At 57.9% G+C, this 14,575-nt stretch carries 14 protein-coding genes and 1 pseudogene; 6 read left to right on the top strand and 9 right to left on the bottom strand.

The window, feature by feature from the left end; all coding sequences use genetic code 11:
- Positions 1–6: 6 nt before the first annotated feature.
- The gene (locus ACYZT0_RS23975; RefSeq protein ID WP_462043290.1) at positions 7–762 is read left to right on the top strand and encodes a substrate-binding periplasmic protein; all 756 of its coding nucleotides are present in this window, start codon (positions 7–9) and stop codon (positions 760–762) included.
- On the opposite strand, the gene ACYZT0_RS23970 is transcribed toward ACYZT0_RS23975, so the two are convergent.
- The 6 genes and pseudogenes from ACYZT0_RS23970 to gpmI form a co-directional block, all read right to left on the bottom strand.
- Positions 743–2,209 (bottom strand): trypsin-like peptidase domain-containing protein, encoded by a 1,467-nt coding sequence (locus tag ACYZT0_RS23970; RefSeq protein WP_462043289.1) that lies wholly within the window; start codon positions 2,207–2,209, stop codon positions 743–745. The two genes, ACYZT0_RS23975 and ACYZT0_RS23970, sit on opposite strands and share 20 nt — an antisense overlap.
- Before the next feature lie 181 nt (positions 2,210–2,390).
- Positions 2,391–2,504, bottom strand: a pseudogene (locus ACYZT0_RS23965) (S41 family peptidase); the annotation flags it as partial.
- A gap of 180 nt (positions 2,505–2,684) precedes the next feature.
- Complete coding sequence (locus ACYZT0_RS23960; protein ID WP_462043288.1) at positions 2,685–3,461, bottom strand: divergent polysaccharide deacetylase family protein; 777 nt, start codon at positions 3,459–3,461, stop codon at positions 2,685–2,687.
- Position 3,462: 1 nt separating this feature from the next.
- The gene (locus ACYZT0_RS23955) at positions 3,463–4,779 is read right to left on the bottom strand and encodes a S41 family peptidase (RefSeq protein WP_462043287.1); all 1,317 of its coding nucleotides are present in this window, start codon (positions 4,777–4,779) and stop codon (positions 3,463–3,465) included.
- 31 nt (positions 4,780–4,810) lie between these two features.
- Positions 4,811–6,109: a murein hydrolase activator EnvC family protein gene (locus tag ACYZT0_RS23950; RefSeq protein ID WP_462043286.1), complete on the bottom strand. Its 1,299-nt coding sequence runs from the start codon at positions 6,107–6,109 to the stop codon at positions 4,811–4,813.
- 136 nt (positions 6,110–6,245) lie between these two features.
- The gene (gene gpmI, locus ACYZT0_RS23945; protein ID WP_462043285.1) at positions 6,246–7,775 is read right to left on the bottom strand and encodes a 2,3-bisphosphoglycerate-independent phosphoglycerate mutase; all 1,530 of its coding nucleotides are present in this window, start codon (positions 7,773–7,775) and stop codon (positions 6,246–6,248) included.
- A gap of 152 nt (positions 7,776–7,927) precedes the next feature.
- Between gpmI and ACYZT0_RS23940 the strand changes: the two genes are divergently transcribed.
- From ACYZT0_RS23940 to secB, 3 genes are read left to right on the top strand one after another with little or no spacing between them, the layout of a single operon-like run.
- Positions 7,928–8,341, top strand: coding sequence for a rhodanese-like domain-containing protein (locus ACYZT0_RS23940; protein WP_462043284.1), 414 nt, complete (start codon positions 7,928–7,930; stop codon positions 8,339–8,341).
- A 1-nt stretch (position 8,342) separates the two neighbouring features.
- A complete protein-coding gene (gene grxC, locus ACYZT0_RS23935) occupies positions 8,343–8,597 on the top strand; it encodes a glutaredoxin 3 (protein ID WP_010464569.1) in 255 nt (84 codons plus the stop codon).
- A 41-nt stretch (positions 8,598–8,638) separates the two neighbouring features.
- Positions 8,639–9,124: a protein-export chaperone SecB gene (gene secB, locus ACYZT0_RS23930; RefSeq protein ID WP_462043283.1), complete on the top strand. Its 486-nt coding sequence runs from the start codon at positions 8,639–8,641 to the stop codon at positions 9,122–9,124.
- A gap of 123 nt (positions 9,125–9,247) precedes the next feature.
- Here the strand turns inward: secB and ACYZT0_RS23925 are convergent, their stop codons facing one another.
- Complete coding sequence (locus ACYZT0_RS23925) at positions 9,248–9,703, bottom strand: tRNA (cytidine(34)-2'-O)-methyltransferase (RefSeq protein WP_007949025.1); 456 nt, start codon at positions 9,701–9,703, stop codon at positions 9,248–9,250.
- Between ACYZT0_RS23925 and ACYZT0_RS23920 the strand changes: the two genes are divergently transcribed.
- Positions 9,702–10,142, top strand: a complete 441-nt coding sequence (locus ACYZT0_RS23920; protein WP_462043282.1) for a hypothetical protein — start codon at positions 9,702–9,704, stop codon at positions 10,140–10,142. The two genes, ACYZT0_RS23925 and ACYZT0_RS23920, sit on opposite strands and share 2 nt — an antisense overlap.
- A gap of 537 nt (positions 10,143–10,679) precedes the next feature.
- Entirely contained in the window at positions 10,680–11,849 is a 1,170-nt protein-coding gene (locus tag ACYZT0_RS23915) for an IS4 family transposase (protein ID WP_462041955.1), read from the top strand.
- A 54-nt stretch (positions 11,850–11,903) separates the two neighbouring features.
- On the opposite strand, the gene ntrC is transcribed toward ACYZT0_RS23915, so the two are convergent.
- Complete coding sequence (ntrC, locus tag ACYZT0_RS23910; protein WP_462043281.1) at positions 11,904–13,340, bottom strand: nitrogen regulation protein NR(I); 1,437 nt, start codon at positions 13,338–13,340, stop codon at positions 11,904–11,906.
- The gene (gene glnL / locus ACYZT0_RS23905; protein ID WP_462043280.1) at positions 13,337–14,422 is read right to left on the bottom strand and encodes a nitrogen regulation protein NR(II); all 1,086 of its coding nucleotides are present in this window, start codon (positions 14,420–14,422) and stop codon (positions 13,337–13,339) included. Before glnL ends, ntrC begins: the two co-directional genes overlap by 4 nt.
- Positions 14,423–14,575 lie beyond the last annotated feature (153 nt).

Raw genomic sequence — 14,575 nt, 5'->3', positions numbered from 1 at the left:
CCAGACATGCTTAGACGCCTTCTTCTTGCCCTCGCCAGCGCTTCCCTATTGCTCGTCAATGGGGCGCATGCCGCAGAAAATCCCGACACCGATCTGGTGTTGCTGACTGAAAACTTCCCACCGTACAACATGGCGAAGAACGGCAAGAACTTCGCTCAGGACGAGAACATCAACGGCATCGCCGTGGACATCGTCCGCGAGATGTTCAAACGCGCCAACATCACTTATAGCCTGACGCTGCGTTTCCCCTGGGAGCGAATCTACAAGATCGCCCTCGAGAAACCCGGTTACGGCGTATTTGTGATGGCACGGTTGCCGGACCGCGAGAACCTGTTCAAGTGGGTCGGCCCGATCGGCCCGGATGACTGGATCATGCTGGCCAAGGCTGATAGCAAGATCAACCTGGAGTCACTGGAGCAGGCGCGCCAATACAAGATTGGTGCCTATAAGGGCGATGCGATTGCCGAAACGTTGGCCAAGCAGGGATTGAACCCGATAGTCGTGCTGCGGGATCAGGACAACGCGAAGAAACTGGTCAACGGCCAGATTGACCTGTGGGCCACCGGCGACCCGGCCGGGCGCTATCTGGCGCGCCAGGACGGGGTGACCGGTCTCAAGACCGTGCTGCGCTTCAACAGCGCCGAGCTTTACTTGGCGCTGAACAAGGACGTGCCGGACGAAACCGTTGCCAAGCTGCAGGCTGCGCTGGATCAACTGCGCGAAGATGGCGTGGTCGACGAGATCATGGCGCGGTATCTGTAAGCGCCTCCCACTCCAGGATGTATTCGCGCACTGCCGAACGTTGTTTGTTTGTATCGTGAGCGTAGGTGCAAACCTTCAGAGGCATATCCCTTTCCCCGCGCGACATGTTAAAGGTTACATCCGTGTAGCCCTGCGGATCGTCGCAGTTAGTTTGCTCCGGTTTTCCATATTTTCGTTGGTAAAGATCGATACCTTCGTTTTTTCTCACTGGCCATTCGATCGAGACCCTATTCACTTTCTTGTCAAAGAAAAAACCGAGTTCGGGAGCGGGTGTCGGGACAGCGGCATGAAGATAGGTTGGAACGGTCACTGCATTTCTGTAAGTTCCCGCAGACAGTGTATTGTCGAGGCTGTCCGTCCCGATAATGCACAGATTGTTAAGTCCGGGTTGCGGTCCCATCGGTAAGTTAACAAAGGCGTTGATGCCGTCAATGGATGGGCTGTAACCGTCTGGTTTTTCGCAATCGAGTGGAATGTACGTTTGCTTGTATCGATAGTAGCGAGTGCTGACATTGATCGGAAAGTTCCACGTCGGCATAAGTGGCTTTCCATCTGTTCCGATAGCGATTTTTGCATACTGGATAATGTCTGAAGGTAATTGCAGGGACGCGGTTGGATAAAGTTGGCAAGTGTTAGGGTCAGTATTGATTCTGCCATCGGAAAAACAGTCGTTGAGTATCGCTGTTGGACTACCGTAGTTACTACTTTCTACATAGTCATAGCCCGGCAGGCGTGTTACATCCTTCGCCCGAGTGCCCAGCACGGCATATACCTCATTGGTTGCCCTGATCAGAACAGGGCTGCCGGAACTGCCTCCGACGATGCCTTTGCACTGGTTCCGAACGCTGTGGCGCCACACCCAGGGTTTTTCGAACAAAGCCGAGGACGAGTGATGTGTACAAGCTGCAGCCTTTAGTGGATAGCCGCTTGCCGCGTTGACTATAAGAATATCGGTGTCTTCCGCAGGTGCTTCGCTTGCCAGTTTAAGCGGGGCTACCCCGGCTGCCTTTAGTTCTCCTTGAGTGGTATCCAGCTCGAGAATGCCCAGATCGATACCTTGAATGCTGCTCCAGACGACTTTTTTCACAGGAAAGTTTTTGTAGGCGTCTGTGGTGTCATCGAAATAGTTGAAGGTAATGGTGCCTTCTATCGGTTTATCTATATCGATCACGCCATTTTTCTTGTTCAAGCAATGAGCGCTGGTCAGTGCATAGACCGGATCTGAGTCCAGCTTGCTATGAGTGTCGATTACAAAGGTCGTGCAATTACCGAGAGGGCCTGAAAGCTTTCCGATACCCTTCCAGTAGTTGAATTTTCCATCTTTGTTTTTCAAATAATCAGGATATGAAAAGTTTTCTGCACCGTCCCCGTAGTCAATGGGGTTGGCGAATGCAGTGCAGGTTGTTGTAAGTGCAGCAATTGTCAGTGCACGTTTTAATTTAGTCATGGCCAGTCCTTGGCGTCAGTAAAAATTCAAGACTGGCGTAGATTAGTTTAATGTTGTTCTAAAGAGGGATTACAGTTGTTAGCTATTGTGAATGTTTTCATTAACTAATCATTGTGGTACTGCTTGAAGCGCAGAGCACGGCTCTACTGTTTGTCGATAGGTCCCGTCATTGCCATGGGCTGGTGATCTTGGCCTTGCGCACTTCGATGTCCGGGATGATGCCCTGAGCCAGGATCGAGCGGCCGTTCGGAGTGTAATACAGCGCCGTGGTGATCTTCAGTGCGCGTTCGTTGTGCTTTCGTCTTTGCCGGTGGCGGAGAAGCGCAGTTCGAAGAGGCCGGGACATCGTTATGGGTATTTTTATTCCTGATCATTGAAAAGCGGCTCAGCGGGAGCCGCGACCTGCTGCAGGTCTCAATATCCGGAAGGGGAGCGGGCGTCTGGCGGTAACTATGTATGGCCTGGTGACAGGGTATTACCGATAGAGGCCGTCTTTGCCATGCGCAGCCGTGGCGCGATTGCTGCGTACGCTGATCATCTGCTTGATGTCGATCAACTCGATGCCCTGGGCCTTCAGCTTCGGCAGTTCGCGTTCAAGCACTGCGAGAGTCTGCGGATACGGATGCCCGATCATCACCGCCGAACCCTGCTTGCGCGCCAGGCTGATAGCCGTCTGTAGCTGCGTAAAGATCGCCGCTTCAGTGCGCTCATCATCCAGAAACACATCCCGCGAAACGCTTGCCAACCCGATTTTCTGCGCCTCGGCCGCCGCGACGGTCTGCGCGCTGGTGCGGCTGTCGACAAAGAATTTGTGGCGCCGCTGCAAGTCCGCCATCAGCCAGAACATGGCCGGTTGCTGAGCCGTCATGCGACTGCCCATGTGGTTGTTGATGCCAGCGGTATAGGGCACGACCTTGAATGCTGCGTTCAGGCGTTTCTCAAGCTCATCGATGGGCAAGTCGGGGTGCCAGGCGAACGGGCCGGTGGCCGGGTCCATGGGCATGTGCAGGATGACGATCTTGCCGGCGCGATGGGCCTCGCGGGCGAATTCGGTGGCGTGGGGTGTGTCGGGCATGATCGCCGTGGTTACGGGGCCGGGCAGGGCCAGCACGCGACGATCCCGGGGCAGGTTTTGCCCCAGGTCATCGATGATCAGACTTAGATAGGCCTTTTGAGGCGCCGTCGCGACGGGCGCTGCATGAGCAACACCCATCAGACCGCACAGCAAACCTAGGATGAACCGCAGCTGCATCTCAGCGGCCGGAGGTGATGCTCAACCCTTTGAGCAGGCTCAAGGCCTGGGCCAGTTGGTAATCATCATCCTGCGGCATTGCCTTGGCTTTGCTGCTGGAAGTCGGTTTGTCGGCGCCGCCGTTGCCATTGTTCAGGTGACCTTGCAGATCGGCTTCCTTGAAGTACTCGCCGTCTTGCTCGTTGGTGATCTTGGCTTTGCGCACTTCGATGTCCGGGACGATGCCCTGAGCCTGGATCGAGCGACCGTTCGGCGTGTAATACAGCGCCGTGGTGATCTTCAGTGCGCGTTCGTTGTTCAGCGGCAGGACGGTTTGTACCGAGCCTTTGCCGAAACTGGTGGTGCCCATGACTACCGCGCGTTTCTGATCCTGCAAGGCGCCGGCAACAATTTCCGATGCCGAGGCGCTGCCGCCGTTGATCAGTGCGACCATTGGCACGGCTTCGCTTTCGTCTTTGCCGGTGGCGGAGAAGCGCAATTCGGAGTTGGCGATACGGCCCTTGGTGTAAACGATCAGGCCCTTGGTGATGAAGTGGTCGACCACTTCCACCGCTGCTTGCAGCACGCCGCCCGGGTTGTTACGCAGGTCGAGGATGATGCCTTTGAGCTTCTTGCCGTTGTCCTTGCGCAACTTGGCTAGGGCTTTGGAGACTTCGTCACCGGTCTTGACCTGGAACTGGGTGATGCGGATGTAGCCGTAGCCGGACTCCAGCAGCTGGCTCTTCACGCTCTTCACTTGAATGATGGCGCGGGTCAGTGTCACGTCGAACGGCGTACCGCCGTCGCGTACCAGGGTCAGGGTGATTTTCTGGCCGATCTTGCCGCGCATCTTGTCCACGGCTTCGGTCATGCTCTGGCCGCGGGTAGGCTGGCCGTTGATCTTGACGATAAAGTCGCCGGCCTGAATGCCAGCCTTGGAGGCCGGGGTGTCATCGATCGGTGACACGACCTTGATGAAACCGTCTTCGGCGCCAACTTCGATGCCCAGGCCGCCGAATTCGCCGCTGGTGCTTTCCTGCAACTCAGCGAAGTCTTCCGGGCCCAGGTACGCGGAGTGTGGGTCGAGGTTGCTGAGCATGCCTTTGATGGCGTTTTCCAGCAGGGTCTTGTCGTCCACCGGCTCGACATAGGCAGCCTTGATCCGGTCCATGACCTCGGCGAAAGTGCGCAACTCTTCCAGCGGCAATGGCGCCTTGGTGGTCGCAGCAGTGCCCGCAGGCGCGACTGCCGGAGCAGGTTGAGCGGCGAACGCCAGAGGCGCGCCAATCACCAGGGCGATCGTCAGGGCCAGCGAGGTAAGGCGGGACAAATGCAGCATGTCGAACGAACTCCTGAAGTAGATGGCGTACTTATCCTTGCGCACGACACCATTGCGCCGGATCACTCGGGTGACCCTGCTGACGAATAGCGAAATACAGCGCGGGTGTGTCCTGCCCGCCACTGCTACCCACAGTGGAGATGGACTCACCGGCTTTTACCACGTCACCCGCAGACTTGAGCAGCGTCTGGTTGTGACCATAAAGACTCAAAAAACCGTTGCCATGGTCGAGAATTACCAGCAGCCCGGCGCCACGCAACCAGTCGGCGAACACCACGCGACCGCCATGCACGGCGTGCACCTGGCTGCCGGCGGAGGCGCTGATCATCACGCCGTCCCACTTGGTGCGGGCATCATCGCCACGGGTTTCGCCAAAGCGTGCCAGCAGTCGACCATCAACCGGCCAAGGAAGTTTTCCCCGGCTTGAAGCGAAAGGGCCACCAAAGGTCTCGCCTGAACTTGATACCAGAGCGCCGGGCGTCGATTTAACGGGTTTGCGTGGGGCGTCAGTGGCGTCTGCGTCTGCTTCAGCCTGCGCCTCACGTAAACGCTTTTTTTCGGCTTCCTGCTGGGCGATCAGCGCTTTTTGCCGCGCTTCCTCTGCCTCACGGGCCTGACGGGCCAAGGTTTCTTCAATGGTTTTAAGGACTTTAGACAGGTCTGCCTGATCCTGCTCGCGGGCTGCCAGCTTCTGATCGCGGGCCTTCACGTCGTCGCTGAGCTTGGCCAGGACTTGCTGGCGCTCCTTGCGGACTTTGTCGAGTTCGTCGCGCTGGCTGTCGAGGCTGCTTTTCTGCACCAGCAATTGCGCCTGTTGCAGGGCGATGTCTTTTTCGACATTGGCCAGTTGGCGCAGGGTTTCGTTGAAATTCTTCAGCTGCTCCAGGCGGGCCTGGCTCAGGTAGTTGTAATAGGTGAGGGTGCGGGCGAACTTTTCCGGATTCTGCTGGTTGAGCAGCAGCTTCAAGTACTCCTGGCGGCCGTTTTGATAGGCCGCGCGGGCTTGAATGGCGATCAGTCGTTGCTGTTCAATGCGCGCGCTCTGAAGTTTTTTTTTCTCGGCATCGAGTCGCTGCAGCTCGGATTCGCTTTTCTTCAGCTCTTTTTGCAGGGCTTCGACCTGCTTCTCAAGCTTGCCCATCTCGGTTTCGGTGCCTTTGAGGTCTTTTTGCACACCGGATTTTTCCTCCTGAAGCTTGCCCAGCAGTTTTTTCAGCTCGGCAATGTCCTGACGCGTGGCGTCCAACTGTTGTTGGGTTTGCGCGCGCTCGTCAGCAAAGGCCGGTTGGAGCAGGCATGTCAGAGCAAGGGCTATCAGGACGCGAAGCATAGAGGCGGGCGACACCAGGGAAAGGGACGGCCTAGTATGCCCGCCAAGCGCTGCAAAAAAAACGCCTCAAAGGCAACTGCTTTGAGGCGTTCGTCATAAAAAGCCGTTTCGGGCTATTTATCGGGCGCTTTTGCCATCAGACCAATATCGAAGTGCCAGTCATTTCGGCAGGTTTCTCAAGCCCCATCAACATCAGCATGGTCGGGGCCACATCCGCCAGCACACCGCCGTCGCGAACCTTGAAGTCACGCTTGCCGACATAAATGAACGGCACCGGCTCGGTAGTGTGGGCGGTATGCGCCTGGCCGGTGGACTCGTCGGCCATTTGCTCGACGTTGCCGTGGTCGGCAGTGATCAGCGCTTCGCCGCCGACTTTTTCCAGGGCCTCGACGATACGGCCGACGCACAGGTCCAGGCATTCAACGGCTTTGACGGCTGCGTCGAACACGCCGCTGTGGCCGACCATGTCGCCGTTGGCGTAGTTGACCACGATCACGTCGTAACGCTGGTTTTCGATAGCCTCGACGATGCGGTCGGTGACTTCCGGCGCACTCATTTCCGGCTGCAAGTCATAGGTGGCGACTTTCGGCGACGGGATCAGGATGCGCTCTTCGCCCGGGAACGGTTCTTCGCGGCCACCGGAGAAGAAGAAGGTCACGTGGGCATACTTCTCGGTTTCGGCGATGCGCAACTGGGTCTTGCCGTTTTTCGCCAGGTAGTCGCCCAGTACGTTGTCCAGGCTGCCCGCAGCGAAGGCCGATGGCGCGGGAATGCTGGCGGCGTATTGGGTCAGCATGACGAAACCGGCCAGTTTTGGCTGGCGGGCACGTTCGAATTCCTTGAAATCGTCTTCAACGAACACGCGGGTCAGTTCACGGGCGCGGTCGGCGCGGAAGTTCATGAACACCACCGCGTCGCCGTCTTCGACTTTCACCGGCTCACCGATCGAGGTGGCTTTGACGAACTCGTCGCTCTCGCCACGTTCGTACGCGGCTTGCAGGCCTTCCTGAGCGGTGGCGGCGTTGAATTCGCCGCGGCCTTCGACAATCAGGTTGTAGCCCTGGGACACGCGGTCCCAACGGTTGTCGCGGTCCATGGCAAAGTAACGGCCGACAATGCTGGCGATCCGACCTTTGCCGAGTGCCTGGAACGCAGCATCCAGCAGTTCGATGGACGACTGAGCGCTTTTCGGCGGTGTGTCGCGGCCATCAAGGAAGGCGTGCAGATAGATTTTTTCGGCGCCGCGCTTGAAAGCCAGTTCGGCCATGGCAACCAGGTGATCCTGGTGGCTGTGAACGCCGCCATCGGACAGCAGCCCCATGAAGTGCACGGCTTTGCCGGCAGCGACGGCTTTATCCACAGCGGCGCAGATAGTCGGGTTTTCGAAAAACTCGCCATCGCGGATCGATTTGGTCACACGCGTGAAGTCCTGATACACCACGCGGCCGGCGCCGAGGTTCATGTGGCCGACTTCGGAGTTGCCCATCTGGCCATCCGGCAGACCGACGTCCATGCCGCTGCCCGAGATCAGGCCGTTTGGCGCGGTAGCGGTCAGGCGGTCCAGTACGGGCTTCTTGGCCGCATAGATGGCATTGGATTCAGGGCTCTCACTGTGACCGAAGCCGTCGAGAATAATCAGGACCAAAGGTTTAGGCGTGGTAGTCATGGATTCCACTCGTGGCTGAGTTAAAAGAGGGCGATGGAAAAGGGAGTGGCAGTTTAAAGGCAAGTTCAATCCACGTCACCGCCGGACGGGGTTTGGCGCACCATATGGGCTGTGTATACTGGCCCACTTTTAACGCCCTGGAACCACCTTAAATGCTTGATCACCTGATTGCATTTGCCACTACCCACTATTTGCTGGCCGGTATTTTCGTTGTTCTGCTGGCTCTGTTGATTGCCCATGAGATGAAAGGTGGCGGTCGTAGCCTGAGCACCGGTGAACTGACCGGACTGGTCAACAAAGACGCAGGCGTGGTGATCGACATTCGTCCGACCAAGGATTTCGCCGCCGGTCACATCGTTGGCGCGTTGAACATTCCTCACGACAAACTGACCGCTCGCGTCGGCGAACTGGAAAAGCACAAGGCCAAGACCATCATCCTGGTCGATGCCATGGGCCAGACTGCCGGCACTCATGCCCGCGAACTGATGAAATCCGGCTTCACCGCCGCCAAGCTCTCCGGCGGTATTTCCAGCTGGAAGGGTGACAACCTGCCGCTGGTGAAGTGATATGAGCAACGTCGTCGTCTATTCCAGCGATTACTGCCCTTACTGCTCGCGAGCCAAGTACCTGCTCGAGAACAAAGGTGTGGCCTTCGAAGAGATCAAAGTCGATGGCAAGCCGCAGGTGCGTGCCGCCATGGCTCAGAAGGCCGGACGTACGTCCGTGCCGCAGATCTGGATCGGCGAGCGCCACATTGGTGGCTGTGATGATTTGTTTGCCCTGGAGCGCGCCGGCAAGCTCGACGCCATGCTCAAGGCCTGAATGCCTTCCCTATAAGACCCCAAGATCAGAAAGGATCTGAGATGACTGACCAACAGAACACTGCAGCTAGCGAAGAAGAAACCGCACCGCAATTCTCCTTGCAGCGCATCTACGTACGTGACTTGTCCTTCGAAGCCCCGAAAAGCCCGGCGATCTTCCGCCAGCAGTGGGAACCGAGCGTCGGTCTGGATCTGAACACTCGTCAAAAGGCCCTCGAAGGTGACTTCCACGAAGTCGTGCTGACCCTGTCCGTCACCGTGAAGAACGGCGACGAAGTGGCGTTCATTGCTGAAGTGCAACAGGCCGGGATCTTTCTGATCAAAAACCTCGATGACGCTTCGATGAGCCACACCCTCGGCGCGTTCTGCCCGAACATCCTGTTCCCGTACGCTCGCGAGACCCTGGACAGCCTGGTGACCCGCGGTTCGTTCCCGGCCCTGATGCTGGCTCCGGTGAACTTCGACGCGCTGTACGCACAGGAACTGCAACGCATGCAGGCTGCGGGCGAAACCTCGACAGTGCAATAAGCGTTCTATGCAGTAACGAAAAAAGCGCCGTAACAGGCGCTTTTTTCATGGGCAACAGGAAGCGGTGGGCTGCGCTGCGGTGATCGTTCCCACGCAGAGCGTGGGAACGATCAGGTCACGAGGTTACTTGAAGCCGAGCTGGCGCCAGCCTTCGTAGACGGCAACCGCCACGGTGTTTGACAGGTTCAGGCTGCGGCAGCCTTCACGCATCGGCAGGCGCAGGCGCTGTTCACCGGGCAATGCATCGAGTACTTCCGCCGGCAAACCACGGCTTTCCGGGCCGAACAGGAAGGCATCGCCCTCGGCGAAGCTGGCATCGTGGAACGGCCGCGAGCCCTTGGTGGTGAAGGCGAACAGCCGAGGATGACCGAGGCTTTCCAGACAGCTGGCGAGGTCTGCGTGGCGTTGCAGGGTGGCATACTCGTGGTAATCGAGGCCGGCCCGGCGCAGGCGCTTGTCGTCCATCTCGAAGCCCAGCGGTTCGATCAAATGCAGGTGGCAGCCACTGTTGGCGCACAGCCTGATAACGTTGCCGGTATTCGGCGGAATTTCTGGTTGAAAAAGGATGACGTGAAACATGCACGGCTCCGAAGGTAAAGATGAGCGGCATTCTACGCCTGAAGCGGACCGGCGTTCGAAGCTATTCCCGCGAGTGATGGCTTCGCTGGCGATTGTCGGGGTGATGGTGGGGCTGATGATCGGTCGCCTGACCACCCCCGACCCCAGCGAATTGCAGCAAGTGGAGGTGACGAACGATGGGCTGGTGGTGTGGTTCAACAACGAACCCAAGACTCACGGCGAGTTCGTCGACGGTAGCCTCGCGCTGCTGTTTGAGGCTGAAGGCAAGGCGCAGAAAGGTCAGCTCAAAATCAACGACAAGAGCGTGAACTGGCGTGTGCGTTTGAGTGATGGAGGGTTATTGCTGACGGTGGTGGCGGCCCGGCCATTGCAGGGTGAGTGGGCCGGTAGCGAGGTCGATGACCGCTGGCGGCTGGAGATCCATCTCCGAGAGCAATAAAAGAGGGAATCCCCGGCCTGCCTGTACCAAGGTCCCCAAAACGGCAGGGCTCCGCGCATTGCGTCGTGAGCCCGGTGTAAAGAAGGAACCCCTGACCTGCCTGTATCAAGGGCCCCAAAACTGGATAGTGAACTGAATCACTGAATGGACTGCTGCAGGGGGCGTGCCAGGTTTTAACAAAAGGAAACAGAAAGTCGTTTTGAAGCGCTGAAAGCCCCGTGATTCAGGGCTTTCGTGTTTTTTCTGTTCGAATTTTGTTGCGGATGAATCGAGGATTTTAGAGTAGATACCGTGCGCGATTGCGGTTCACGGTGCATTGCGGCGGTGCACGGAGGGGCGATGATCGTTCCCACGCTCCCGCGTGGGAACGCCTCAATGGACGCTCTGCGTCCGCTTCGGCAGGGACGCGAGCGTCCCGGGCTGCATTCCCACGCAGAGCGTCACTAGTGTCCGGTAAAAAACGAGGGGGGAGCTTGCTCCCTCTTGCTGTTGGCGGCTGTGAGGCATAATCGGTTTTTTCAGACTCGATTTTGACTTATGTTTTCCAGCACCCGTTTAAGCCAACTACTCAGTGCGATCCCGCGCCAGTTTTTCCAGCAATCCATCGAAACACACCAAGCTGATCGCTACGTCAAACGCTGCACGACCTGGCAATTGCTGGTGACACTGATCAGCGGCCATTTGACCCGAGCCTCAAGCCTGCGATCCTTGGCGACTATCTCCGAAAATTTCGGCCCGCATAGCTACCATCTTAATGCCGGCCCTATTGCCCGCTCGACAATGTCCGATGCCTTGAACAAGCGTGACTACCGGCCATTACAGGACCTTTGTGGGTACCTGATGAGCGCCGTCAGCCGCCAGCAGCGCAAGGAGGTCGGGGCCATGGTTAGCCTGATTGACTCCACGTCGATCACCTTGCGCGGACCTCACTTCGATGGCTGGACAGCCGCGACGAAAACCCGCATCACCCAAGGCCTCAAAGTGCATGTCGGGCTGGATCTGGCGCAGCTGGCCCCGGTGTACGTGAACATTACGCCTGCCAACGTCAACGACCTGAGCGATGCACTGGAAATGCCGATCCAGACCGGCATGACGTATGTTTTCGACAAGGGCTACTGCGATTACAACTGGTGGCACGAGTTGCAGACCAAAGGTGCTTTTTTCGTCACCCGCCTGAAGAAAAACGCCAATATCAAAGTGCTGCATGAGCACTCGACCGTGACTGAGCAAAGCTCGGTCATGACCGATGAAGTCGTCCAGTTTGGCAAAAAGCATTTGGCCGGCAAACGCCTGAACGACTATTGGGAAAAGTCGGTAAGACGCGTCGTGGTTGAGCGCGAGGGGCATGCGACGCCGTTAGTTCTGGTGACCAACGACTTCACGAGGACAGCTGAAGAAATCGCGTCCTTGTACAAAGATCGTTGGCAGATCGAGCTATTTTTCAAGTGGATCAAACAACATCTGAAGCTCAAACGCTTTTATGCCTACTCCGAAAATGCGGTGCGTTTGCAGATTTACAGTGCCTTGATCAGCTATCTGTTACTGCAAATACTCCATCGTCGCTCAGGATTTACCGGCTCGTTGTTCGAACTGACGGTTCGCATAGTTCATGTCCTGTTTGAACGGCCCGGAACCCCAGTATTGAGGGATCGACGAAGGCAGGAGCGAGAAAAGTTGAAGGCTGCCCAAGGCAGCCTTCAACTATGAAGCATGTTTACCGGACACTAGTGACGCAGAGCGTGGGAACGATCGGCTTAAGGATTAACCCTCTTCCCCCTCATCATCATCCCCACCATCAACCTTCATCCCCAATTCCTTGATCTTGCGAGTCAGGGTATTACGCCCCCAGCCCAGCAAAACGGCGGCATCGCGGCGGCGGCCGGCGGTGTGTTTGAGAGCGGTCTCGATCATGATCCGCTCGAAGGCCGGCACGGCGCTGTCGAGCAGGTTCGACTGACCACGGGCCAGCGCCTGATCAGCCCACTGGCGCAGCGCTTGCTCCCAGTTGGTCACCGGCGCTGAATCCTGCGGCAGGTTCAGCAGCTCCGGCGGCAGGTCGCTGATGTGCACTTCGCGACCCGAAGCCATCACCGTGATCCAGCGGCAGGTGTTCTCCAGCTGACGCACGTTCCCGCCCCACGGCAGGTTCTTCAGGTATTCCTCGGTTTCACTTTTCAGCAGCTTGGGTTCCACCGCCAGTTCTTGCGCGGCGCGGCTGAGGAAGTGCTTGGCCAGGGTCGGGATATCTTCGCGGCGGTCCGACAGCCGTGGAATATGGATGCGGATCACGTTGAGGCGGTGGAACAAGTCCTCACGGAACTTCCCGGCGTGCACCAGGGTTTCCAGATTCTGGTGAGTCGCGGCGATGATTCGCACATCGACCTTCACCGGCACATGACCGCCGACGCGGTAGAACTCGCCATCGGCCAATACCCGCAGCAAACGAGTTTGGGTATCTGCCGGCATGTCGCCGATTTCATCGAGGAACAGCGTACCGCCGTCGGCCTGTTCAAAGCGCCCGCGACGCAGGTTGGCCGCGCCAGTGAATGCGCCTTTCTCATGGCCGAACAGCTCGGATTCCATCAGGTCTTTCGGGATCGCCGCCATGTTCAGCGCAATGAACGGCGAAGCCGCGCGCGGGCTATGACGGTGCAGAGCATGGGCCACGAGCTCTTTACCGGTACCGGATTCGCCGTTGATCAGCACGGTGATGTTGGAGTGGCTCAAGCGCCCGATGGCGCGAAACACTTCCTGCATTGCCGGCGCTTCACCGATGATTTCCGGGGTGCGGGTCAGGGCAACCGGGACTTCCAGGCCTTGCTGTTCCTGAGCGTGCTGGTTGGCGCGCTTGACCAAAGAAACTGCTTCATCAACGTCGAACGGCTTGGGCAGGTATTCAAACGCGCCGCCCTGATAGGATGCGACAGCGCTGTCCAGATCGGAGTGAGCGGTCATGATGATGACCGGCAGCCGTGGGTGTTGTTCGCGAATCCGCGCCAGAAGGTCCAGACCGCTGGCACCCGGCATGCGGATGTCGGAGATGATCACGTCCGGCTGCTGGCGCGCCAGGCGGCTCATCACGCCATCGGCGCTGTCGAAGCTTTGTGTGGTCATGCCTTCTTGCTGCAAGGCTTTTTCCAGGACCCAACGGATAGAACGGTCGTCATCGACGATCCACACGGTTTCACTACGGCTCATGTCGATGTGGCTCCTTGTTCCAGTGGCAGAAAGATCGAGAAGGTGGTGTGGCCTGGATGGCTGTCACATTCGATCAGGCCCTGGTGCTGGCTGATGATGTTCTGGGTTATGGCCAGGCCCAGACCGGTACCGTCCGGACGGCCGCTGACCATGGGAAAGAAGATGGTTTCCTGCAACCCCGCGGGAATGCCCGGGCCGTTGTCGATGATTTCGATCTTGGTCACCAGGCGATGGCGCACGTGGCCGATGGTGAACTGGCGCATGGCGCGGGTACGCAGGCTGATGCGGCCAAGGCGCAGCTCGTTCTGGCTGCTGATGGCTTGCATCGCATTGCGCACAATGTTCAGCACGGCCTGAATCATTTGTTCGCGGTCGATCAACACGTCTGGAATGCTGGGGTCGTAGTCGCGCACTAACGTGATGCAGCCCTGACTTTCGGCTTCCACCAGATGACAGACGCGTTCGAGCACTTCGTGGACGTTGCACATCGCCAGCGACGGCAATTTGTTGGAGCCGAGCATGCGATCGACCAGATTGCGCAGGCGGTCGGCCTCTTCAATGATCACGTTGGTGTAGTCGCGCAGGCTTTCTTCTGGCAGTTCGCGAGCGAGCAATTGCGCCGCGCCGCGTATTCCGCCAAGAGGATTCTTGATTTCGTGAGCGAGGCCGCGCACCAGCATCTTGCTGGTTTCCTGCTTCGACAGCTGCGCTTCTTCCTTGGTGATGCGCAGCAAGCGGTCGCGTGGGTGGACTTCCAGCAGCAGCATGGTGGCGCCGTTGGCGAGAATCGGCGTGACCGCATAATCGACGGTCAGGGTCTGGCCGGTAAGGGCGGTGAGCATCGCTTCGCGCTTGGTGAACGGGTGGGCCTGCTCGACCGCCTGGCGCAGGGAGTTCAGCGCCTCGGTGGATTCGGTGAACAGCTCGCTGATGAACTGCCCATGGCTGCGCTGACCGCTGATGGCCAGGAGCATCTCCGCTGCCGGGTTCATGTACTCGAGGCGCAGTTCGGCGTCGAGCAGAATGGTTGCGGTGGTCAGGTTGTCGAGTAGCAAGCGGTGTAGTGCGTCGCTAATGGTCATCAGGACCTCTTTTGGAGCGGAGCGTGCGCAAGAATCAAGCGCTGATACAAGGAAAATGCAAAAACCAAACCAAGGCTCCGAAAAGAAGCGTTTAAGGCCTGAAACGGGCGTTTGACGCTCGCTTGCGTGGCGTTCTGCCGGTTTTGGCGGGTA

The organism is Pseudomonas sp. ZS1P83 (assembly GCF_054897825.1).
This window is presented reverse-complemented; position numbering and strand designations above follow the sequence as displayed.